Annotated in this window: 22 protein-coding genes, 1 tRNA gene and 1 pseudogene; 8 read left to right on the top strand and 16 right to left on the bottom strand. The window is 65.6% G+C overall.

Annotated elements, in window-relative coordinates:
• Positions 1–50: 50 nt before the first annotated feature.
• Positions 51–146: pseudogene (locus tag AWC03_RS28365) on the top strand (VOC family protein); the annotation flags it as partial.
• 90 nt (positions 147–236) lie between these two features.
• Here AWC03_RS28365 and AWC03_RS28255 read toward each other — a convergent pair.
• On the bottom strand, positions 237–374 hold the full coding sequence (locus AWC03_RS28255) for a TOTE conflict system archaeo-eukaryotic primase domain-containing protein (RefSeq protein WP_420845632.1): 138 nt from the start codon (positions 372–374) through the stop codon (positions 237–239).
• Here AWC03_RS28255 and AWC03_RS27195 point away from each other — a divergent pair.
• Entirely contained in the window at positions 363–530 is a 168-nt protein-coding gene (locus tag AWC03_RS27195; RefSeq protein WP_158089938.1) for a hypothetical protein, read from the top strand. The two genes, AWC03_RS28255 and AWC03_RS27195, sit on opposite strands and share 12 nt — an antisense overlap.
• 84 nt (positions 531–614) lie before the next feature.
• On the opposite strand, the gene AWC03_RS01080 is transcribed toward AWC03_RS27195, so the two are convergent.
• The 3 genes from AWC03_RS01080 to AWC03_RS01070 form a co-directional block, all read right to left on the bottom strand.
• Positions 615–1,409, bottom strand: coding sequence for an ABC transporter permease (locus AWC03_RS01080; protein ID WP_085238701.1), 795 nt, complete (start codon positions 1,407–1,409; stop codon positions 615–617).
• Between the two features lie 640 nt (positions 1,410–2,049).
• Positions 2,050–2,400, bottom strand: a complete 351-nt coding sequence (locus tag AWC03_RS01075; protein ID WP_085238699.1) for a DUF1490 family protein — start codon at positions 2,398–2,400, stop codon at positions 2,050–2,052.
• A gap of 71 nt (positions 2,401–2,471) precedes the next feature.
• Positions 2,472–3,287: an ABC transporter ATP-binding protein gene (locus AWC03_RS01070; protein WP_249025796.1), complete on the bottom strand. Its 816-nt coding sequence runs from the start codon at positions 3,285–3,287 to the stop codon at positions 2,472–2,474.
• A gap of 507 nt (positions 3,288–3,794) precedes the next feature.
• On the opposite strand from AWC03_RS01070, the gene AWC03_RS01065 reads away from it, so the two are divergent.
• Positions 3,795–6,668: an ATP-binding cassette domain-containing protein gene (locus AWC03_RS01065; protein ID WP_142278289.1), complete on the top strand. Its 2,874-nt coding sequence runs from the start codon at positions 3,795–3,797 to the stop codon at positions 6,666–6,668.
• Between the two features lie 34 nt (positions 6,669–6,702).
• Here AWC03_RS01065 and AWC03_RS27190 read toward each other — a convergent pair whose 3' ends face one another.
• Positions 6,703–6,852, bottom strand: coding sequence for a hypothetical protein (locus AWC03_RS27190; protein ID WP_158089937.1), 150 nt, complete (start codon positions 6,850–6,852; stop codon positions 6,703–6,705).
• A gap of 572 nt (positions 6,853–7,424) precedes the next feature.
• Between AWC03_RS27190 and AWC03_RS01060 the strand changes: the two genes are divergently transcribed.
• Together AWC03_RS01060 and AWC03_RS26650 are read left to right on the top strand one after the other, a co-directional pair.
• Positions 7,425–8,267, top strand: a complete 843-nt coding sequence (locus tag AWC03_RS01060; RefSeq protein ID WP_085238667.1) for a serine/threonine-protein kinase — start codon at positions 7,425–7,427, stop codon at positions 8,265–8,267.
• A complete protein-coding gene (locus tag AWC03_RS26650; RefSeq protein ID WP_142278288.1) occupies positions 8,258–9,430 on the top strand; it encodes a hypothetical protein in 1,173 nt (390 codons plus the stop codon). Before AWC03_RS01060 ends, AWC03_RS26650 begins: the two co-directional genes overlap by 10 nt.
• 1,041 nt (positions 9,431–10,471) lie before the next feature.
• Here the strand turns inward: AWC03_RS26650 and AWC03_RS01055 are convergent.
• The 10 genes from AWC03_RS01055 to AWC03_RS01005 form a co-directional block, all read right to left on the bottom strand.
• The gene (locus AWC03_RS01055) at positions 10,472–10,735 is read right to left on the bottom strand and encodes a hypothetical protein (protein WP_142278287.1); all 264 of its coding nucleotides are present in this window, start codon (positions 10,733–10,735) and stop codon (positions 10,472–10,474) included.
• 35 nt (positions 10,736–10,770) lie between these two features.
• Entirely contained in the window at positions 10,771–11,193 is a 423-nt protein-coding gene (locus tag AWC03_RS26645; protein WP_142278286.1) for a hypothetical protein, read from the bottom strand.
• A gap of 199 nt (positions 11,194–11,392) precedes the next feature.
• The gene (locus AWC03_RS01045) at positions 11,393–11,872 is read right to left on the bottom strand and encodes a hypothetical protein (RefSeq protein WP_085238664.1); all 480 of its coding nucleotides are present in this window, start codon (positions 11,870–11,872) and stop codon (positions 11,393–11,395) included.
• A gap of 19 nt (positions 11,873–11,891) precedes the next feature.
• Entirely contained in the window at positions 11,892–12,788 is an 897-nt protein-coding gene (locus AWC03_RS01040; protein WP_085238663.1) for a major capsid protein, read from the bottom strand.
• 22 nt (positions 12,789–12,810) lie between these two features.
• Entirely contained in the window at positions 12,811–13,194 is a 384-nt protein-coding gene (locus AWC03_RS01035; RefSeq protein WP_085238662.1) for a capsid cement protein, read from the bottom strand.
• A 19-nt stretch (positions 13,195–13,213) separates the two neighbouring features.
• On the bottom strand, positions 13,214–13,813 hold the full coding sequence (locus AWC03_RS01030; protein WP_085238661.1) for a hypothetical protein: 600 nt from the start codon (positions 13,811–13,813) through the stop codon (positions 13,214–13,216).
• A gap of 2 nt (positions 13,814–13,815) precedes the next feature.
• Positions 13,816–14,214, bottom strand: a complete 399-nt coding sequence (locus AWC03_RS01025) for a helix-turn-helix domain-containing protein (protein ID WP_085238660.1) — start codon at positions 14,212–14,214, stop codon at positions 13,816–13,818.
• Positions 14,211–14,885 carry a hypothetical protein gene (locus tag AWC03_RS01020; RefSeq protein ID WP_142278285.1) on the bottom strand — a complete coding sequence of 225 codons (675 nt, stop codon included), beginning with the start codon at positions 14,883–14,885 and terminating at the stop codon, positions 14,211–14,213. The genes AWC03_RS01025 and AWC03_RS01020 overlap by 4 nt, the downstream gene beginning before the upstream one ends.
• 264 nt (positions 14,886–15,149) lie before the next feature.
• Positions 15,150–16,151 (bottom strand): hypothetical protein, encoded by a 1,002-nt coding sequence (locus tag AWC03_RS26640; RefSeq protein ID WP_142278284.1) that lies wholly within the window; start codon positions 16,149–16,151, stop codon positions 15,150–15,152.
• Complete coding sequence (locus AWC03_RS01005) at positions 16,148–16,354, bottom strand: helix-turn-helix domain-containing protein (protein WP_085238656.1); 207 nt, start codon at positions 16,352–16,354, stop codon at positions 16,148–16,150. The genes AWC03_RS26640 and AWC03_RS01005 overlap by 4 nt, the downstream gene beginning before the upstream one ends.
• A gap of 300 nt (positions 16,355–16,654) precedes the next feature.
• Between AWC03_RS01005 and AWC03_RS01000 the strand changes: the two genes are divergently transcribed.
• Positions 16,655–17,875 carry a tyrosine-type recombinase/integrase gene (locus AWC03_RS01000; protein ID WP_249025795.1) on the top strand — a complete coding sequence of 407 codons (1,221 nt, stop codon included), beginning with the start codon at positions 16,655–16,657 and terminating at the stop codon, positions 17,873–17,875.
• 83 nt (positions 17,876–17,958) lie between these two features.
• Here the strand turns inward: AWC03_RS01000 and AWC03_RS00995 are convergent.
• Positions 17,959–18,032: transfer RNA gene (locus tag AWC03_RS00995), tRNA-Pro, on the bottom strand.
• Positions 18,033–18,447: 415 nt separating this feature from the next.
• Here AWC03_RS00995 and AWC03_RS00990 point away from each other — a divergent pair.
• On the top strand, positions 18,448–19,155 hold the full coding sequence (locus tag AWC03_RS00990; RefSeq protein WP_085238655.1) for a sensor domain-containing protein: 708 nt from the start codon (positions 18,448–18,450) through the stop codon (positions 19,153–19,155).
• Positions 19,156–19,444: 289 nt separating this feature from the next.
• The gene (locus AWC03_RS00985) at positions 19,445–20,074 is read left to right on the top strand and encodes a sensor domain-containing protein (protein ID WP_158089936.1); all 630 of its coding nucleotides are present in this window, start codon (positions 19,445–19,447) and stop codon (positions 20,072–20,074) included.
• The last annotated feature ends 22 nt before the right edge of the window (positions 20,075–20,096 follow it).

The raw sequence follows: 20,096 nt of genomic DNA, 5'->3' as shown, positions 1-20,096 counted from the left end.
TGTGAGCACGACCGAGTTTCCCGGCGCATCCGATTCGTTGAGGACGCATGATGCGCTGGCGGGGTGTTCACCACGTGGAGTTCAACGTCGTGGAATACGACGAGTCGATCGCCTTCTACGACGCCATGTTTGGCTGGCTCGGCTACATCTGATACTCAAGGAGAAGTAACCGCTAGCGGCATGGAGAATTTCCCTGGCGAGTTGGACACTCTGCGTGCCGACAACGCGCGTTTGCGTCAACTTCTCCGGCTGACTGAGCAACAGGCACGCGCATTGCCGTTCATCGGCGCCGAGATGGATTTGCCCACCCCACGCCCGGTGTGTACATCCTGAGACGGGAACAAGCGGTCATAGTTACTCAGATGCACCCACATCGGCAGCGCCGCGCCAAGAAAGTGCATTCACCGGAGGGCGAAGACCGGCTGATCGAACGCTTTGAGGCGATCACCGGGTTGGGTCCACACGGCTCGTATCCGCACGCCATCAACTACTTTCAGCACCACAGTGTCGGAGAAGCGTCCCAGCGATAAGGAGCCGATACGCTTCTACAGGCACCAACCTTCCCCATCACTTTGAGTATCACGTGGTGCTCGGCAACAGCGCCGACGTTCAAGTCAGCTCGGTTCGCTTGCCTGATCCACCTGAACCAGGCGCTGGGCCTCGTCGAAGAGTTCCCGTTCTGCGAGACGGGCGGCAGTGAGCGCGGAGAGCGCGGTGGCGGCCAACAGCATGTACATCACCACGATCTGGTAGCGAATCGCGGTGACCGGATTGACCCCGGCGAGGATCAGTCCGGTCATGGCCCCGGGCAGGCTAATCAGCCCGACTACCTTGGTGGAGTCGATGGTCGGTATCAGCGCGGTACGCAGCGCGGATTGTTGATGTGGCAGGAACGCTTGCCGGCCGGACTGCCCAAGGCTCAATCGGGCTTCGATCTCCGGCCGCGCTTGCTGGGCTTCCTCGCGTAGCCGCCGCAGCGCTACGCCGGCGGCCAGCATGGCGGACGAGACGATCTGGCCGCCGACCGGGACGATCACACGGGCCTCCGGGGCGATAACCCGTCCGGCCAGCAGGGCACCCAGCGTGACAACGGTGCCCGTGACGACACCGCCGGTGGCGGCTACCTTGGCGCCGGGCAGGCCCGCGCCGCGACGGCCAGCGACCTGCCCGGCGATCAACATCATCGCGATCACCCAGCCGGCGCCGCCGGGTAGACCGGCTCGTTGGAACAGTAGGAGAAGGATGGCGCCCACCCCGACCAACTGCAACCCCGCGCGGGCCGCGGCGACGACGAGTTCCCGAGTGAGCCCCAGCCGCTGGCGGTAGGCCACCGCTGCGGCCACCGCGACCAGCGCCAGAGAAGTGACTACCCCGCCCCAGCCAGGCACCAGCAGCGCGGACGTGGCCATCGCGCCGACCGGTCGGCGGAATCGCCCGGACGCCAAACCGCGACCAGACGGCCCTGCTCGAGGACCGAAACCTATCAGCCGCCGCATCCATGGGTTAGCGCGGAAAACCAAGACCGTTGTCCCGCCAACTACGACAAGACCCAGCGGCCAAGCCAGGCGCGCCCACGGCCATGAACTCCTTAGCCCGTCCTGCGTCGGATGGGTCGCCGGCTCGAGGTGATAGCCGAAACGATCCAGCGCCTTGCGCAGCCTCTCGATCTCCGGAGCAACATCTGGCCCGTCGCCGCGCGAACGCAACAGAGATCGCGCCATCCCGCCGATGACTTTCTCCACCACGCCGCCGTTGCCGACAGCAGTCGAGTGGCGGACACGTGCGGGCACCGACGCGGCGGGGACGTGCTCCCCGTCGGCGATCGCCGTCAAGACGGCAGCGGTGTCGCAGTGCTCGGGCGAATACCAGATCACCACGGATCCCGTCCGCGGATAGGCGCGCACCGCACGCACGCCGGTCACGTTGGCAACCGTCTCCTCGATCGCGACGGCCTGGCCCGCATCGAAGCGAAACCCGTTCGCCTGCACACGCATCCGTCCCGCTGCAGCCGATACGACGGTGAGTTTGGGGCCCAGTGTGACGCCCACGTCAGCGCTTGGCGCCTCTAGCCTTGGGCGCAGCCTTGGGGACCGCCTTGGGGACCGCCTTACGGGCCGGGACGTCTGCGGAGTTCGCCGGCGGCGGTTGGACTTCCTCCCCCGCGCGCTCTACCGCCTCGGCGACCACGTCGGCGACCGCCAGTCGGGCCCGCTCGGTACCCTCCTCGGCCCTGCGCTCGGCGTCGCGCGCAACGCGCAGCGCCCAGGCCGTAGCGGAAACGGATGCCTCCCGCAACGGAGCCTTCGCCACCGCTTTGCGAAGCGCCTCATATGCGGCAACCCCCACCACGCCGGTCACTACCGTCGGCGCCGCCTTCGCTAAAAGTCCATGCCACATAATCGCGGACACTCCCTTCGCATGGTTCTTCCCATCATTGTCATGTCACAGCCCGGAAGCCACATTCAACGCAGTCATGCCGTGCCGTCCGCGACGAGATGACCGTGCTCCAGGAGCAGGACTCGCTCGGCGACACTTCCGATCAGACCGTGGTCGTGGCTGGCGAGCACCACGGTGCCGCCCGTGCTCACATGCTCGCGGACTAGTGCGCCGATGACAGTGGCCGTGGGGCCATCCAGCGCCGAGGTCGGCTCATCTAGTAGCAAGATCTCCGGTTCGACGGCCAACGACCGGGCCAGACACAATCGTTGCGCCTCGCCCCCGGACAACTCGGCGGTAGTGCGGGTAGCGAATCGTGGCGCCAGCCCCACCCGCGCAAGCAACTCGCCCGCTCGGTCGTCGGGAAGGTCGGGGCGGCCGACACGGACCTCGTCGAGTACGCGGTCGGCAAGCAATACCGGGGCCTGCGCGACCAGTCCGACACGCCGTCGCAGTGCCAGCACGTCCAGCTCGGCAATGGGCACACCGTCGAGCAAGACGCGTCCGGTCGTGGGTTCGGCGAGCCGGTTCAGTAGCCGCAACATCGTCGTTTTTCCGGCGCCGCTCGCACCCATGACCGCGGTGCAGCGGCCAGCCGGAATACACGCATTGATCCGCGCAAGTAGGGTGGCCGCGCCGCGAGTCACAGCGACGTCGTCGAGGCGGAAGCCATGCACTCTAGGAACGCTACCGGGGGTCCGCAGCCCCGAATGAGTCCATGCACCGGGCGGCCGCGCCAATCTCGCCGTGTCGGCCGTCGCAGGGCCGGTCCCTATCGGCAATTGCTGCACGTTGTCCCACACCTCGATCGTGCCGGCCCTCACATCGCTCATGTAGCCAGCCTGGCCCATGACCGCTGTGGGGATGCTGAGAAGTGGAGCAGTCGCGGCAGCCAGAAACGATTCGACCGCATGAATCCGGTTGGGTCGTGGTCACCATGATCGAGCCCACGGATGTCGTGGTATAGCGATTCTCCATACCGGCCGCTGATGCTGGGTGAAGCCGGTGGCGGCCCTGCGCCGGCACCGCGATCCGGACAACGACGACGGCAACGCGGTATGGCTGGTCGGCAGTGCCCAATATTCACTCTCAATTTGCGATTGTGAATTGCGTTCTTCGGCTTAGGCAACGAAACAAGCAGTCGCGCAGGGTCTTTCGTACGCAAACAAACTCGACCCTTCACCGCATTACAGGCATATTAGTTAGTTTGGGGTCGAGTCGTGATCTGGCCACGGCCGCTGCCTCATCGGCTGTTTGCGTCGAGGGTGATCGATGACAGCAATCCGGACAGCGAAGCGCACTTTGTGAGCGCCCGCGTTGTCGGTGGGGCGGTGCGCCGCGACTGGCATAATCGGGACGTGACATTGCCCGGTGCGGCGATCCTGCCGGAACGGGCTCGATCGCTAGGACCCAGCGAACTCGCGCAGGCATCGGTGATGGGCGCTCTGTGCGCCGCGATCGCGATTATTGCGGTAGTCCTCCCGCACCTTGGGGCACTGGGACTGCTGGGCGCGATGCCGATAGCGCTGCTGGCCTATCGCTACCGGATCCGCGCGGTGATCACCGCGACGTTCGCCGGCGGTGTGATCGGGTTCCTGGTAGTTGGTATCAGCGGCTTGGGGGCGGTCGTGCTGTCTGCCTACGTCGGTGGGCTGGCTGGAATCGTGAAACGCCGCGGCCGCGGCGCGCCGACCGTGGTCGCGGCGTCCTTTGGCGCCGGTGTTTTGGTTGGTGCCGCGGTGGTCATCGCGCTGACCGTCCTGACACGGCTGCGGCTGCTGGTGTTCCGGACGGTCACCGCCGCAGTCGACGGAATCGCGACGGTCATGGCGCGGATGCGGAGTCTGCAGGGGGCCGCACAGCAGCTCAACCGGTTCTTCGTCGATGCACTGGATTACTGGCAATGGCTCGTCCTCGGTTACGCCGTCGTCGCGATCATGGGTGTCTCGGTGATCGGCTGGTGGGCGCTGTCACGGGTGCTGAGGCGGCTACGCGGCGTTCCCGATGTGCACAAATTGGACGCGCCGGTCGACATCGGGCCGATCCAGCCCGTCCCCGTGCGGCTGGGCAAGGTGCGCCTCCGCTACCCGCATACCGATCACGACGCGCTGCGCGCAGTGAGCCTGGACGTGGGAGCAGGCGAGCACGTCGCGGTGACCGGCGCCAACGGCTCGGGAAAAACCACGCTGATGCTGATCCTGGCCGGCCGCGAACCGACCTCGGGCACTGTCGAACGGCCCGGCGCGGTGGGCCTCGGTCGGCGTGGCGGCACCGCCGTCATCATGCAGCACCCGGAAAGCCAGGTACTGGGCACGCGCGTCGCCGACGACGTGGTCTGGGGACTACCGCCCGGCGAGACCACCGATATCGACCGCCTACTTCGCGAGGTCGGGCTGGCGGGCCTCGCCGAACGCGACACCGGCGGCCTGTCCGGCGGTGAACTGCAGCGCCTGGCCGTGGCCGCGGCGCTGGCCCGGGAGCCGGCTCTGCTTATCGCGGATGAGGTCACCAGCATGGTCGACCAGCAAGGCCGAGAGGCACTACTGGCCGTGCTGTCGGGTTTGACCGAGCGTCATCAAACCGCCCTGGTGCACATCACCCACTACGCCAACGAAGCCGATTTCGCCGAGCGCACGATCAACCTCAGCGAGTCCCTGGACAACACGGCGATGATCGAGACCGCGCCCGCGCCCGCGCCGACGGTTGCGGTGGGCCACAAATCCCACCTGCCGGTGCTCGAACTCGCAGGTGTCGGTCACGAATACGGCAGTGGCAGCCCCTGGGCGAAGACCGCGCTGCGCGGCATCAGCTTCGTGGTGCACGAGGGCGACGGGCTGTTGATCCACGGCGGCAACGGCTCGGGCAAGTCGACACTGGCCTGGATCATGGCCGGATTGACGATACCGACCAGCGGAACCTGTCTGCTTGATCAGCGTCCCGTCTCTGGGCAGGTCGGCGCGGTCGCGCTTCAGTTCCAGGCGGCCCGGCTGCAGTTGATGCGCAGCCGTGTCGACCTGGAAGTGGCCGCGGCAGCGGGCTTTTCACCCGACGACCACGCCCGGGTGACCGCGGCGCTGGCCGTCGTGGGGCTGGACGCGGCACTGGCGAAGCGGCGCATCGACCAACTCAGCGGCGGCCAAATGCGTCGCGTGGTCCTGGCCGGGTTGCTGGCGCGGTCACCGCGCGTATTGATCCTCGACGAGCCATTGGCGGGGCTGGACGCCGCCAGTCAGCGCGGTCTTGTGCGACTGCTCGCGGATCGGCGTCGCGACACCGGTCTGACCCTGGTGGTCATCTCGCACGACTTCGCCGGGCTCGAGGAGCTGTGCCCGCGCACCCTGCACCTGCGCGACGGTCTGATGGATCTGGCCGGGGTTGGGGCGAACGACGTGACCGCGACCTCGCCGGCAACACACCCGACCCGCCGTCCACGTCGCCCCGTTGTGCTGCTTCGCCCGGTGCCCGGACGCTCCGCCATCCACCGGCTGTGGGCCGGCACCAAACTGCTTGCCGTTTTTGGCCTTTCAGCGTTGTTGACACTCTTCCCGGAATGGGCGGCGATCGGGCTGGTGACCGCGTTGGTTCTGGCCGGAGCGTGGGTCGCACATATTCCGCTTGGCGTGCTGCCGTCGGCGCCACGCTGGCTTCCGATCCTGCTGGTCATCGTCGGCATCACCGCGACATTGGCCGGCGGTAGTCCGCACATCCAGATCGGTACGGTCTGGCTCGGTCTCGGCGGCCTGCTGAACTTCCTGCGCTTCACCGCCCTGTCGGTCGTGCTGCTCGGCCTGAGTGCGCTGGTGTCGTGGACCACCAATGTCGCCGAAATCGCGCCCGCGGTAGCCAGTTTGGGTCGCCCAGTGCGACCGTTGCGGATCCCCGTCGACGACTGGGCGGTCGCGTTGGCGCTCGCACTGCGCACCTTCCCGATGCTCATCGACGAATTCCGGGTGCTCTACGCCGCCCGCCGGTTGCGGCCCAAGCAGGCACTGCGGACCCGCAGGGCCCAGCTCAGGCGCATGACCGCAGACGTGATCGACCTGATCGTCGCGGTCATCACCGTGACACTGCGGCGTGCGGACGAGATGGGCGATGCGATCACCGCTCGCGGCGGCTCCGGCCAGATCTCGGCGGCCCCATCGCGGCCGAAAGTTGCTGACTGGATTGCACTCTCGATCGTGTCGGCGGTGTGCGCGGCCGCCGTCGCGGCAGAGCTGGTGTTGGTCGGCTGATCCGGATGGCTCGCAACCGCACCGATGCCGGCCGCTATGCCACCGGTTTCGCCAGGGTGGTGCTCATTTCGGTGGAAGCCAGATGGGTGAAAATCACCCGTGCGATGTCTAAGTTCGCGGTCAGGTAAGCGATACGGGCGGCTGCTTGCCGATTCAGGAACTCGCCAGCAGCTGCGATCGCCACGTCAACAGTGGTAGGGGTGTTCGCACATCGCCGGGCCTGCAGCTCCTCAACGTCTCGCCGGGTCCGCTGGAGGGCGAGGTGATAGCCGTAGAGGGCGATAACACCCCAGCCGGCAGTCCGTGACCAACGCTGGAGACTTGCTCTCCGGCACTTACGGTCCCCAAATGGTCCCCAGCTTCGGGTCATTTCGTCTTGACGAGCGTTCCTTCGTCGCAGGTCGAAGCCGTTTCGGCTTGGTCGGGCTGACAGGATTTGAACCTGCGACCACTTGACCCCCAGATAGCCGAAGGGGGTTTGCTCCCGACCGCCCCAGTGCGGTGTGCGCAGGTCAGCACAATTCGGCGACGCCGACGGACACCCGCGGATCGGCCCGAAATTGGTGTGGTTGGCGTACGCGTTGGCGTACGGCACGTCCTGTGGTCGCGCGTTGGTCCCGGCGTTGCACTCGCGTCGAAACCTGCCGAGCAAGCTACGTTGGGTAGGTAGGGGCGTGCACGGCGTGGAATTGCCGAGCCACGCAATCCGACGTACGCCTTGTTCCCTGTCAGGGTCGACAGCTTCGAGAGGTTCACGTGGATATTGCAAAGCTCCTGGCCGACGTGGAGAGTGCGCTGGGCCTGGACAACGTCACACCGTTGACTCAGGGCGGACAGAAGTTGGTGCTCACCGCTACCATGTCGGGCACACCCGCAATTGCAAAAGTGGTCTTACTGCCGAGTGGACCGAACGCCGACCTGACTCTCAAGCGGGCACACCGTGAAGTCGAATTGCTCGGGGCGGTCGACTCCGACTACGTCGTGAAGGTGCTGACCGACGCCGTCGAGATTGAAAATCCGCCGGTCGCAGTCTGCTGGGTCGAGGAACGGCTCGACGGCGAGGATCTCGCGACGCACCTCACCGCCACCTGGCAGGAAGACGATGTCTGGCGACTTCTGTGCGACACAGCGAAGGCGATCGACGCGTGCCACAACCTTGAGGTCGTCCATAGGGATCTATCCCCCGGCAATCTTCGCCGCACGGCAGGTGGCCGCTTTGTCCTCATGGACCCAGGGTTGGCCCGCCACCTAGCCAAGACCGCGCTCACGGGCAGCTTTCAACCGGGCACTAAGGGGTGGCGATCCCCGGAACATGTGCCGGGTGGCGAGCCGATCCCGGCCAGCGACATTTTTGCGTTGGGCATCTTGGCCTACTACGCGCTTACGGGAACATTCCCCATCGATCCCAGCGGTGACCAGGCCGACTACGACCGACGGCTTCTGGAGTCGCAAGCGCCGCCGGTAAAGCAGCTCGCGCCAAACATTTCCGATGATTTGGCGGCCGTGATCGACCGCTGTTTGCAGCGGCAGTCGGCACGACGATTCATTGACGGCGCTGAGTTGCTCAGCGAACTAACCAGCCTTGGGCGGTGCAGCTGATGTCCGGCGTGTTGATTCACGATGGGCGCAGGATCGCCCATCGTAAATGGGCAACAGATGCGATCAACTCCGGCTACGCCGATGGCGTTGTCCTGAGCCCATTCTCGACACCTCGTCTCTCCGTTCCACGACATCCGAGTGCACAGCAAGTTGCTGCAGATGTAAATGGTGTCGGCGGTGAAGTGATCTTCGACGCAATGACCCACGCTCGTTTTTTGGCGGGCGTGAATCGGACGGATTTCTATGACGACTGGGAGTTGTGGGGATCTGCCGGCCCAGGCGTAGCAACTCCGCAGCAGCGACTAGCCCACGTGGAGAGGGTATTTCAACGCCAAGACGCGGTCGGTAGTCCGCACCTCGCGCCGACGCTATCGCTCCAATCCCCTCTGACTCAGGATGCGTCCTTTGCCCGAGAACTAGCGCGGACTGCTCGCGGCGTCGATTCGGGCGCGTGGCAATCTCTCGCTGGTACGCGCGCATTCTGGGCGTCTGGCGTCAATTTAGACGCGTACGTCGGCGCCCTCGTAGCGCTGCGCGCGCCAGTCTGGGTTCTGACCGTCAGCAACGAAATAGTCGTCGACCAAGTCCCCGACTTGACGGATGTCTTGGCCTTTTCGGGACTATGCCGAACGGTTCACTCATTGTCGATGCGCTCAAGGGTGATCATTTCCCACGCGGATTACGCGGGCCTACCAGCGGTTGCAGCGGGTGCTGACACCGTCGGCAGCGGATGGGACCGGTCGCAACGAACGTTCGATCCCAACAGCTTTCGAATCGATTCCGATCCCGGAATCCGCATCCCGGCTTCCTACGTGACTCAAGGAACTTTGCACGCCGTGCTCCGTCGCGACACCGCAGAGGCAATCGAACGATGGGACCCCGCTGCAGCGCTCACAATCAGAGGTGGGCCGATGCCTGCCAGTGATCAGGTTCAGCGGATGCACCATCTCAACCAACTCCGGAGTGCTGTGCTTGGTTTAACCGCCGCCGGATCCCGCCAGAACCGAATTAACCTGTTGCGCAATAGGTATCAAACGGCGAGCGCACAATTCGACGTGTTGCGCGACGCGTTGCCTCGAACTGTTCAGGATCGAGACAAGTATGCGTGGGCGACGGCTCCGGCCGACATTCTCGAATCATATGCTCAGGCCGAGGGCTTCTGAGCACTGAAACTACGGGCGAGCTGCTCAGACATTGCTAGTCGAAAACCGGGCTGGGGTCGGCCGATCCTCGGACGCACCACCCATCGGGATCGGACGGCCAAGCCTATCCCGAGACGCCTGCTGCGATCCATCGCGTCGGACAGGTCGCGAGGCGCGTCGAGCAGCACCACCGCTCCCGCATCACACCAACTGGAGTACCTCACCGCTTGGCTTAAGCCTTTTCTCCAATCGTTGACCTTGGCCTCAAGCGCGTACGCCCTTCCGACCGGCTTGAGGCCGGGGTTCCGAACAAACCCACTTCCCATTCGCGATAGGTAGCCATCGGACGCCAGTGAGCGAAGGCGACGCTCTGCCTGTTCCACGCTCATACCCGTTAAACGCGCTAGCGTGGGGGTCGTCCGAACGCGATTCGGCGATGTTGCCGCGACGACGAGACAGTCCGTGACGTTGGTGAGGAACGGGAGTCCGAGAGCGAGTCGCGAACGCAGATCGTCGAACGGTTGCGTAATCGCGACAAGATCGGCGACGCCTCGCGGCCCTGGGAATTCTGTACTGATGATGACGCCACCGCTGGCACCGGGGAGCCTGGTTGCGAGACGCTTCAAATCGCCGTCTAGCAGCCGCTCTCCCTTCGGCTCAAAGCGCCGTCCGGCACGCGGCGACGACGGGACTTGCTCAACAAGTCCGTCGGTGTCCTGCCGCACGCTCAGCATGTTGGAAGGCTACCCGGAGCCGTTAACGCCGCCCTCGCCACTTCCTCAAGCTCTTCCGCCAATCTGCATACTTCCTCGTTCATCTTTCGAACCCCAGACCTGATCTCATTCGTTGACCTCAGCATTCCTATGGGCGGTGACAAAAAAATCATGACTACCACGGGGCGGAGTCAGCCGCCGAGGTGGTCGGATTTTTCGGGGGTGGGGGGTCACCGGGGCCGGAGGGTGACACTGCCCGCCGACGGTCCCCATCATGACGACTGGTGCCGACGTAGCGCCTTCAGTACGTCGGCGGCGGTTGGGCTGGTGTCGATGGCCCAAGGGATCGCTACGACTGCGCCTTGCTGGCGACGACAAGCCCAACGATCACGCCAACGAATAGGCCTATCAAAGCGGCAAGGATGCCGTGGATGAACCATCCCAAAGCGCCGCCGACCAAGCCGAAGAACACACCGAAAACCTGCTTCTGCTGGTCTGAACTCTTGTCTGCGTGACAGTAGGGGCAGACCTTGCCGGCGAACGGGACGTCTTTCCCGCAGTTCGAGCAACGCATCTCTTCTCCTGTTTCCCGGATCAGCAGTCCTCGCCCCATGAGACTAAAAGTGAAGCAGGGCGGCGGCCCTGCCTCTAACCGTTCTGCTTCTCCGTCCGTGCGGCGTCGATCAGGGCTGCAGCCGACGGTGCGTCCATCCGATAAATCATCGCGCCAGTTGGATCCGCCTCCACCGTGACCGCCAGGAACTTTTGGGTGCCCTTGCGCGTGTGCACGGTTGCGAGCCCGTCGTATTTGTTGAGGTCGGTATTTATCAGCGTCAAGTCAGGGTCCACCGTGATCCCGTACTCCTTAAACGCGTCATCGGTGTTCAACCGATCCCTCAGTGCTTCAACGACCCGGATCTTCAATATGGGAACGTTGACCGTCGGCGCGGGCGGTGGGGGCGGCGGTGGCGTGGTCCACCAGTGACCGGCCACCACGACCGATATAGCGAAAGCAGCGACAGCTGAGGCAAGGCCCGTCTGCAAGAGACGGATCCTGTTGGCGGTACTCATCTTTCGAGACGCAGTAGCGGCAACCTCCGGCGTTTGCTCCAACGTCAGCCCCTAGTGGTCTCCGGAAAGTTGATCCCTGCCGTAGTGATTGGCACGCCGGTATGTCTACCCGAAGCCAGGACGCGGCGCCGCAATTTTCACATTTTCAATTAGAAAATTGCCCAGCAGCTCACGCTTTGCGCCTTTAGCTTTCGGCCGCTCAGTAGAACCACTGGCCGCCGCCGGTACTGTCACGACTCGTGTCGGCGCTGTGCCCCATCTCCGACAACGGCACTGCCGTCTCGTCGGGGACAGCGGCCAACACGTCGGCCATCCCTGGGTCGGCCTCGATAAGTGACACCCAGTGCTTGCGGCGTGCGGCGGTGATCTTGCCCCTGTTCACCGCGTCATCGACGGCGGCCTCGACCTTCGCCTTGGCCGCGGCGGCCGCGATTTTCCGGCCCTCTGCGGCGTCGCGGCGCAGTGCGTCGGCCGTGTCGGTGTCGAGTAGTTCGAGGCCGTGTTTCTTCGCGGCCGCGGCGACCTGGGATGCTGCGGCGTCGTCGGGCAGGGGCAGCATCGGGTCGCGGGTGACGTCCTTGATGGTGTCGATCACCAGCGCCAGGTCGTCGGTGTCCTCGGGCAGGCCGAGAAGTGTGAGCAGGACCGCAGCCTGAGTGTCATCAAATGTGAGAGCCATTGTGTATCAGTTCTTTTCGCTATGACAGGCCAGTGATTTTCTTCGCGGCGAACGGCCGGTCGACGGCGAACGCGGGTACCGCGAAAGCCTGGACCCACCAGGACCGGGTGCCAGGTTCGCGCCACGTCTCGACGGTCAGCGGCACCTCGAAGCCCACCGTCCCGACGTTGCCTTTCTGGCAGACGTACGCCGTCCCGGCGGGCAGGCGGGGGTTGACGAACATGCCGTTGCTGAACCCAGCGCTGGCGAGCATGTCGTCGAGCCGGTCGGCGTAGGCGGTGCGTAGCTGCTTGGCCTGTTCGGGATGAACCACCAGCAGGTCGTGGGTGACGCCGAGCTCCTCAAGGTCGGCCAGCTCCTGCACCTCCGCGAAGTGCGCGGTCGGGCGGTTAGCCGAGGGAGTGATTTGGTCCAGCGGGCCGACGAACACCAGGCCGTCCCAAGTTGTGGCGGTTGCCAGGCTGCCGATGTCGGCGACCCCCAACGCGTCCACGGTGCGGGTGTCCAACTTGCGGACAATGGTGTTGGCGAGTTGCGTCGTCTGCTGGTCGAGGAAGTTGACGTTGTTGCGCAGGATGGCTTCCTCGGGCACGGAAAATTTCCCGCCCCAATCCTCGACCACTGCCAGCTTGGGGTCCGGGTCCACGCCCTCGACCACGCCATACTCCGCGCCTGGGATGCGCTGTTCAAGGTTGCCGGCCATGAAGAAGTCGCTGGCCTGCACGCTGTTGTAGAGGATTCCGCCGCCTTGTACCTTGGCGCCGTATTCGCGGAAGAACTTGGGTAGCAGGATTTGTGGGTCGGCCAGCTTGGCGATCTGGTTACGGATGATCGTCGGCGTGTTCAGCGCGGCGTCGACGGTCAGGGTCCGCCCGGTCAGCCACGGGATAAGCGGGCTGGTAACGGGATTGGTCATGGCTTGTCAGTTCCTCTCGTACTTAGGCGGGGAAGGCGACCTGGGCGATTCCGCCGTTGGGGGCGGATGCGATGGCTTGGCCGACGACGACACCGGTCGTCGCGGTGACTGCGGTTCCGCTGACGCCGACCTGGATCGCGTCACCGGCCGTGATGGGGCCGCCGGCAACAACTTTCAGCACGCCGCCCCGGGCGACATGGACGAGCTGGCCAGTCGCGGCGTTCCACGCGGCCACGCCGAGCGCGCGGCTACCAGCCGCAGCCGGTGCCACGGACACGTTGCCGGTGCCTGGATCCCGGTCGGCGCTGACCGCGACGAACTGGCGGCTAGTGATGTCAGCGGTCGCCACGGCGGGGATGTCTTGCCCGGGCGCATAAACGAACGGGGTGGCGAGGGTGGTTGACATGGTTCGTGCCCTTCTCGTGTCAGGCCGGTGTGGCTGCGATGGTCGTAAGTCGGTGGGTTCGGGTGCGTCGCGCGCGAGCAACCGCTACCGCGCGGGCACGCTGGGAATCGGGGACGCCGGCGCCCGCTGGTACAGAGGCGACCACGACGCGGCGGCCGGACCAGGCAGCAACGCCGTAAAGCGCGGCCACGTCGGCGATGTCGGCGAGGCCGTCGACGCCGGGCATGACGGCGCCGAGCAGGGCGACCGCGGTGAGGACGAATCCGTAAGTGGTGCCGTCGTCGGCGACGAAGTCGACGAGGCCCTCGACGCTGCGCTGCGGCCACGCTTTGGGCATCACCGCCGCCAGGGCGCGCGGCACGTCGGTGAAGTCACCGAGCAGCACATCACCGCCTTGGGTGGTGCGGAGGTTGCGGACCCGGCCCAGCGCGGGCGCGCCGCCGGCCAGCGGCCCTTCGTGGCCCAGCTTGACTACGGCATCGCGGACGGCGCCGGCCTTGTGCGCGGCGACGGCATCGGTCAGGTCCTCGCGGCTGACTGCCCATGTGCCGGTGCTGATTTCGTGGATGCCGACGCGGACGAGTTCGACCCCGGGTATCGACACAACGTCAACGGGCATAGCTACCGCCGCTTGGATGCGCGGTGTTCGGCGTATTCGACGACTGGGGCGGCCGGGTAGAGCCAACGGGAGCCGGCGCGGTGCGCGGGCAGGTGGCCATGCGCGCGCAGGTATCGGACGTTCGCGCCGGAGCACCCGATGACGGCCGCTGCCTCTGCCGCCGTAAGTAGGTCATGCGCCCGAACTTGCCCCGGATCCGGCTGATTCGCACGTGCGCTTACGTTTTTGTTTGCGTCTGCGCTAGGCGCTTCCGATTTGCCCACTTCGCGGCGCAAACGACGGATGAGATCATCGACCCGCGCGGATGGCCGGCCGAGGCGGGCGGCGTGCTCCAACACATCGGCCAGGTAGTCGGCTTCGTCGAGGTCGAGCAGTACGCCCGAAAACCGTTGGATGGTCACGACGTGCCGCCGATGATGGCGTCCGGGTACAGCATCGCGCCAGTGACGTAGGCGAGTTCGGCTACCAGCGCCGCGTCCAGGGCGTTCCGGTCGATGGTGCCGTCAGCGTCGGTATGCGTGTGGACGATCGGGCCGACGACGCAGAACAACACGCGCAGGGTGAGCGCGGGCCGTTCGTAGCACTCCCGGAGCGCAAGTTCGGTTGCGGCGGCAGTTATTTCGTGGTCGTCGCGCAACCGGCCGAGGGCGGCCATCGCCGCGGCACGCCGGCATCGCAGAGGAAAATCGCTGTCGCCGCCGACGAGTCGCTGCGTCAATCGTTCGCGTGCACCTTCGGGCAGGAATTGCGCGGCCGCGCGGGTCATGCTGATCACGGCCGCTTCGGCACCCACCCGGTCGACTACCTGGGCTCGGTCGGCGATCGCCTCTAGGGCGACCCGGACCGTGTCGCAGTCGAGTGTTCTGTCGACGCTGGCGGCGATCGCCTGCGCGACGGCGAGGGGCAGTTTGTCGATGCCGGTTCCGCCCATGGCCGCGAGGTTCACGGCCGCCTCGATACCTGGGTCTATGCCTGCTAGGCACCACCATGCGGCCATCGCCGCGGCGTGGCCTTGGCACCATTCGGCGCGCCGCACGGCGGCCACCGCCTCGCCATCTTCGGCGGAGCTCATCGGCTTGTCCCTTGCACACAAGCCGGGCAGACGTAATCACAGTTGAACCTCACAGGACGGCTCGGTTCGGCTCGTTGATCCAGTCGTCGCGGTTATCCGATCGGAACCACCGGTCCATCGCCGTACCGCAATGGCGGTGCTGCACCCGGCGTAGCCACGTGTCTTGCAGCCAGTAGTGCGGGCACCCGCAGACGTCGCAGTACCACCACAGCGGCAGCTGGTCTCCGACAGCACATCCGACACGGTTGCCGTGCCCCTCTCGCTTCACGACGCCCTCGGCTGGTCGGTGGTGGTCTGCTGCTGTAGCTGCCACCAGGCCAACCAGTTCGGGGCGTGAGGGCACTTCATCGCCGGCAGGCCGTCCTCGGGGTCATCCTGTAGCCAGCCCGCCTCGTCGCAGTGATCGCATTCGGCGATCCACGCCTGGTTGGCGTCGAAGCGAGCTTTGCGCCATGCCGCAACCGCGACCACCCATGCCTCATGGGCCTTGCGGGCATCGCCGCACGGGCGACAGCTGGGCACCCTGCCCTGCCGATCGGTGTCCCAGCCGACGTGCGCCGGGCAGCGTTTGGGTGGTTCGGGCTCGGCGTAGTCGTCCGGCCAGTGGATCAGCGGCAGCGGAAGGGCACTCAGGTCCGGCGGCGCGGCGTTAGCTGCGGCCGGCGGTATGGGCGTGTCCTCGATCGTGGATTGATCTTCGGGCGGATCGTCGCCGGACTGGTCGCGTTCGGTTGTCGGCGACGCCCCGCGCGCGCACGCGGCCCCTGTAGAAATCTCTGATGAAGTACCTGTAGGGGGGCCTACGCGCCGGTCAGGCGGATTTTCCGTTCGTGTAAACGTGCGCTTTTCGTCGTCTAAACGTGCGGGTTTTGACGTGCAAACGTGCGGGTTTCCACCCGATACCCGCACGTCTGAACATGCGGGTTCTGCAGTTACCCGCACGTCTAGACGAACGAGTTTCAGGTCAAACGAGGCGCGCCATCGGCAGCCACGCCCACCTTGCGACCGATATGTTTCGTTCACGTACCCGCGCGACACCAACTGCCCAACTGCCCCCTTCACAGTGTTCTGCGCAAACGTCCTACCGATCTCTGCTGCGAGGTCGTCGAGCCCGAACGCCCACCCGGTGCCATCGGCGCGGGTGAACGTCGTGCAAATAGCAACGCCCAGACGAAACGCGGTGTCAGGCAGAGTCGTATCGGACTGCAAAACCTTCAACCAGGCGAACTTGTTGAACGTCGCACGCCCGTTGAACGCCCGACTCATGATGTCGTAGCTGCGGCCCGCTTGAGCCGATCTACATATGCCGCAATCGATTCCGCGGTGATGAACCCGCGTGCTCCGATATTTACCTTGACGAGTTCGCTGCGGTTGATGAGTTCGTAGACCGTGGTCCGACTGATGCCGCCAAGGCGGGTGCAGGTGTCGGTGATCGGCACAAGAAGTTGGCCGTTGGCAGCGTCTTCCATTGGTATTACCTCCGATGTGGCCCTAGTGGACGTAGCTGTCCGCACGTCACCGCGCGGGCAGGTGAATCTTCCCGAGCTCCGATGACACGGCCGGGTTAAAAGGCGCGCGATACTGGCGCTTTATCAACGCAATCCGTTGTCCGTAGTTGTCCGCTCGAACGGCGTGGCCGGGGTAACCTGTGTGGCTGACTAGGCATTACGCGGGATGCAGCGACCGGGGGTCCAGGTTGGGCACAGTGTGAAGGTAGATGTACCCAATTGCGCGTGGCGAGACCGGCGATGTCGAGGAATCGGAAAAGGGTGACCAGCGTGGGCAAGCGGGCGAATGGTGAGGGCAACGTTTACCAGCGGGCCAACGGCACCTGGGAGGCCCGCATGAGCTACGTCGACCCCGGGACCGGTGCCCGCCGGCGTGTGTCGTTTTATGCGAAGACCGCCAAGGCTGCCCGCGCCGAGATGAAAAAGGCGCGGGAACGCGTCGATGCTGGCGCGCCGGTCAAAGATGCGAGCACCACTGTAGGCGACTGGTTAGGACATTGGCGCGCAACCACTCTCGCAGCATCGGATCGCAAGGAATCGACCCGTTCGCTCTACAACACGCTGGCGCGGCAGCACCTTGAACCTGCGCCGTTCGGCGCAACCCCCCTCGACAAGCTGCGGCCGTCCGACGTCGAGGCCCTAATCCTCCGATTGCGCGCCAAGACCAAGCCCGGACCGAAGGACGCCGACGGCACTCCGGGCAATCCGGTACGCGCGTTGTCCGATTCGACGATCCGAAGCACATACACCGTCCTCCGGTCGGCGCTCGACGGCGCGGTGCGCGACGGGCTACTGGCCCGCAATCCGGCCGCTCAGGTTCGTCGTCCGGGTGTCGAGCGGAGAGAGGCGCACCATTTGGACACCGAGGGGGTGACGGCCGTTCTACGGGCCGCTGAAACGTCGCGCTACTACCCAGCGCTGGTGTTGATAGCGTCGACCGGCCTACGCAAGGGTGAGGCGTTGGCGTTGTCGTGGGATGCGGTCGACCTCGACGCCGGGGTGCTGCGCGTCGCGGCGACCATTAGCCGGGTTGGTGGCCGCTTAGTGATTACGGAGCCGAAGTCGGCGCGGTCACGTCGACCGGTGCCGTTGAATCCGGCCGTGGTCTCGATGCTGCGACGGCACAAGGCGGCCCAAGCGGCGGAGCGGTTGCGGGCGGCGAACCAATGGCAGAACTCGGGCTTGGTATTCACTACCGAACTCGGCGGCCCGGTCGACCCGCGGAACCTGCTACGCGTGATCGAGGTGGCGTCACGGGCGGCGAAGGTCGATGGGGTCGGTGTGCATACCCTGCGGCACTCCGCGGCCGTGGCGTGGTTGGAGTCGGGTGTCCACATCAAGGCCGTTGCGGATCTGCTGGGGCACTCGTCCATCGCGATCACAGGCGACGTCTATGGCCACACCAGCGACGACACCGCGCGGGCCGCGGTCGACGCATTGGCCGGACGATTAGGGCTAGTGGACGCGGGCGGACAGCGGTGAACGCGCGCGTGTTGGCGTACAGGTTGGCGTATCGAACGGAAAAAGGCACCCCCCGTATCGTCGGAAAGCGCCTTTTACCTGCGTCGGGCTGACAGGATTTGAACCTGCGACCACTTGACCCCCAGTCAAGTGCGCTACCAAACTGCGCCACAGCCCGGATGCCGCCCGAATCGGCGGCAGCAGGTCGAAAGCCTACCGCAGACGACCCCGAACGCAGCGATGCGGCCTCCGACCAAGCCGGCGACAGCTGCGGGCAGGGAAACCGCAAACTCCAATCCGCGTCGCCATCTAGAATCCTGCTCACGAACGCCGGCGGGCTGCTGTGCTCGCCCACACACTTCGGGGGACGACCGCAATGATGGCGAACGGTCCGGCGCGTGGCAGGTAGTGAACCGCCGCCGAATCAGGGCAATGCCCTGCCGCCGCCCGGCGGCTACCACGTCGGCCCACCCGGCGCTCCATATGCGCCGGGACAGCCGTGGAGCGGCTACCAGCCGAGCACGGCCGGCCCACCGCCTCCGTGGCCTCCCCGCCCGAGGCCAGCCCCATCCCGTGGCGCCAAACGATGGCTGATGCTCACGACGGCCATTCTTACGGTCGCCTCGGCCGCGTTGGGCGTCGTCCTCATCAGCCGCGCGATCACCTCGGGTGCATCGGCGGCGGCGTCTTCACACCGTGAGCCGCCCGGGCTGTCGGTGCCCATGACACCGGGCTTGGTCCATCCGGAAGACCTGAAGAATCGTCTGTTGAGTCCCGCCGAGGCCGGCGACATCCTGCACGTGCCGGGAATGACGCTCTACCAGAGCAACAACGGCCTGTTCATGGATACCGCCGACCCGCCCGAATGCGCCGGCATCTGGGCCCCGGGCATGGCGCAGGTCTATCGCGACACCCGCTTCATCGACGCGCAGTCGGCCGAACTTCACGGACCGGGTGACGTGTACGTGAAGTTGACCCTGCAGTCGCTGGTGGCCTTTCCGACCGCGAAAGACGCCGGCGCCGTCTTCGAGGACCTCACGAGGAAGTGGGATCACTGCGCTCGAACCGAGGTTTTGGTGAACCGCCACGAGGGCGGCACCATCGCCGTCGGCGACCCCAAGGTCGTCGACAACACGCTGATGGTCTCCTGGGAGAAGACCGGCGGAACCGGCTGGGGTTGCCAGCGTGCCCTGATGCCGCGCAGCAACGTTGTGATCGACATGAGGGTGTGCGACTACGGCGGCAGCGATCAAGCCGCCGAACTCGTCAACAAAGTCGCCTCCCGGATCCCCACCTCGTGAACAGCCCAGGGGGTAAGGCATGAGCGTTCCGGGCGACCGGGGCAGCGGCCCGGGAGGCAGGCAGGAAACCACTTCCGGCGCGCCGGCCTATGCCGGTCACCCACCGTCGCCACCGGCAAGCCCGGGATATGCGCCACCGTTCGGTTACCAGGGCGCGCCCGGACAGCTGCCTCCGCCCGGCCCCGGCGCCTTCTGGCCGAACCAGGCGGCGCCCCCGGGTCGTTTCGGTGAGTCGCTCGCCCGGTGGTGGTGGCTGACGAGCGCCGCGGCGCTGCTGACGGTCGGGCTATTGGTCGCGGTCATCGTGTACCAGCCGACCCACCGGGGCGGCGGAACCGTCGCCGCCTCCGCACTCCCGGATGTTCTGTTGACTGCGGAGGAAGCCGCCCACGCTGTGGGCGCCGAAACGTTGTCCGGCGAACCGGTTCAAGACAAGCTGGCCGACACACCCATCGTTGACGAGGACTGCGTGGGTGTGTTGAAAGCTGCCGAGCAGAAGGCGTACGGGAAGACCGGTTGGACTGCGGTTCAGACGCAGGAGCTTGGCGACGCTCCCGCCAAGGGATGGCGATTGATTCAAGCGGTCGTGTCCTTCCCGGACGCGGAATCTGCGAACAACTTCGTCGGCAACGCCGCGACGGAGTGGCAGAGGTGCGCCAATCGCGAGCTCAACACCCGAAACGTCAATAAGGATGATCCCCGCAACGTGTTTTGGACGACGGGATCGGTGTCGCGGGCCGGCGGCATCCTCGCGATGGACATGGTTCAAGAGGCTCAGGGCTGGAACTGCCAGCGCGCCCTCAGCGCCCGGAAGAACGTCGTCATCGACCTTGATCTCTGCGGACGAAGCGTGTCGGGGTCGGCGGTGCCACAGTTCGTGAACGCAGTCGACAAGAAAATCGACGGCCGGGCCTCGTAGGCGTCGTAGCGGCGGACCGCTG

Origin of the sequence: Mycobacterium europaeum (genome assembly GCF_002102155.1) — a bacterium.
Classification (GTDB): domain Bacteria; phylum Actinomycetota; class Actinomycetes; order Mycobacteriales; family Mycobacteriaceae; genus Mycobacterium; species Mycobacterium europaeum.
The sequence above is the reverse complement of the archived record's forward strand: the minus strand, read 5'-3'. Positions and strand labels throughout refer to the sequence as shown.

Coding starts and splice junctions, on each gene's coding strand:
- AWC03_RS27195 (WP_158089938.1), top strand. CDS start 363: ATGCACCCACATCGGCAGCGCCGCGCCAAGAAAGTGCATTCACCGGAG.
- AWC03_RS28255 (WP_420845632.1), bottom strand. CDS start 374: ATGTGGGTGCATCTGAGTAACTATGACCGCTTGTTCCCGTCTCAGGAT.
- AWC03_RS01080 (WP_085238701.1), bottom strand. CDS start 1,409: ATGGCCACGTCCGCGCTGCTGGTGCCTGGCTGGGGCGGGGTAGTCACT.
- AWC03_RS01070 (WP_249025796.1), bottom strand. CDS start 3,287: ATGGGCCAGGCTGGCTACATGAGCGATGTGAGGGCCGGCACGATCGAG.
- AWC03_RS01055 (WP_142278287.1), bottom strand. CDS start 10,735: ATGGGGCGAGGACTGCTGATCCGGGAAACAGGAGAAGAGATGCGTTGC.
- AWC03_RS26645 (WP_142278286.1), bottom strand. CDS start 11,193: ATGAGTACCGCCAACAGGATCCGTCTCTTGCAGACGGGCCTTGCCTCA.
- AWC03_RS01045 (WP_085238664.1), bottom strand. CDS start 11,872: ATGGCTCTCACATTTGATGACACTCAGGCTGCGGTCCTGCTCACACTT.
- AWC03_RS01040 (WP_085238663.1), bottom strand. CDS start 12,788: ATGACCAATCCCGTTACCAGCCCGCTTATCCCGTGGCTGACCGGGCGG.
- AWC03_RS01035 (WP_085238662.1), bottom strand. CDS start 13,194: ATGTCAACCACCCTCGCCACCCCGTTCGTTTATGCGCCCGGGCAAGAC.
- AWC03_RS01030 (WP_085238661.1), bottom strand. CDS start 13,813: ATGCCCGTTGACGTTGTGTCGATACCCGGGGTCGAACTCGTCCGCGTC.
- AWC03_RS01020 (WP_142278285.1), bottom strand. CDS start 14,885: ATGAGCTCCGCCGAAGATGGCGAGGCGGTGGCCGCCGTGCGGCGCGCC.
- AWC03_RS26640 (WP_142278284.1), bottom strand. CDS start 16,151: ATGAGTCGGGCGTTCAACGGGCGTGCGACGTTCAACAAGTTCGCCTGG.
- AWC03_RS01005 (WP_085238656.1), bottom strand. CDS start 16,354: ATGGAAGACGCTGCCAACGGCCAACTTCTTGTGCCGATCACCGACACC.
- AWC03_RS00990 (WP_085238655.1), top strand. CDS start 18,448: ATGCTCACGACGGCCATTCTTACGGTCGCCTCGGCCGCGTTGGGCGTC.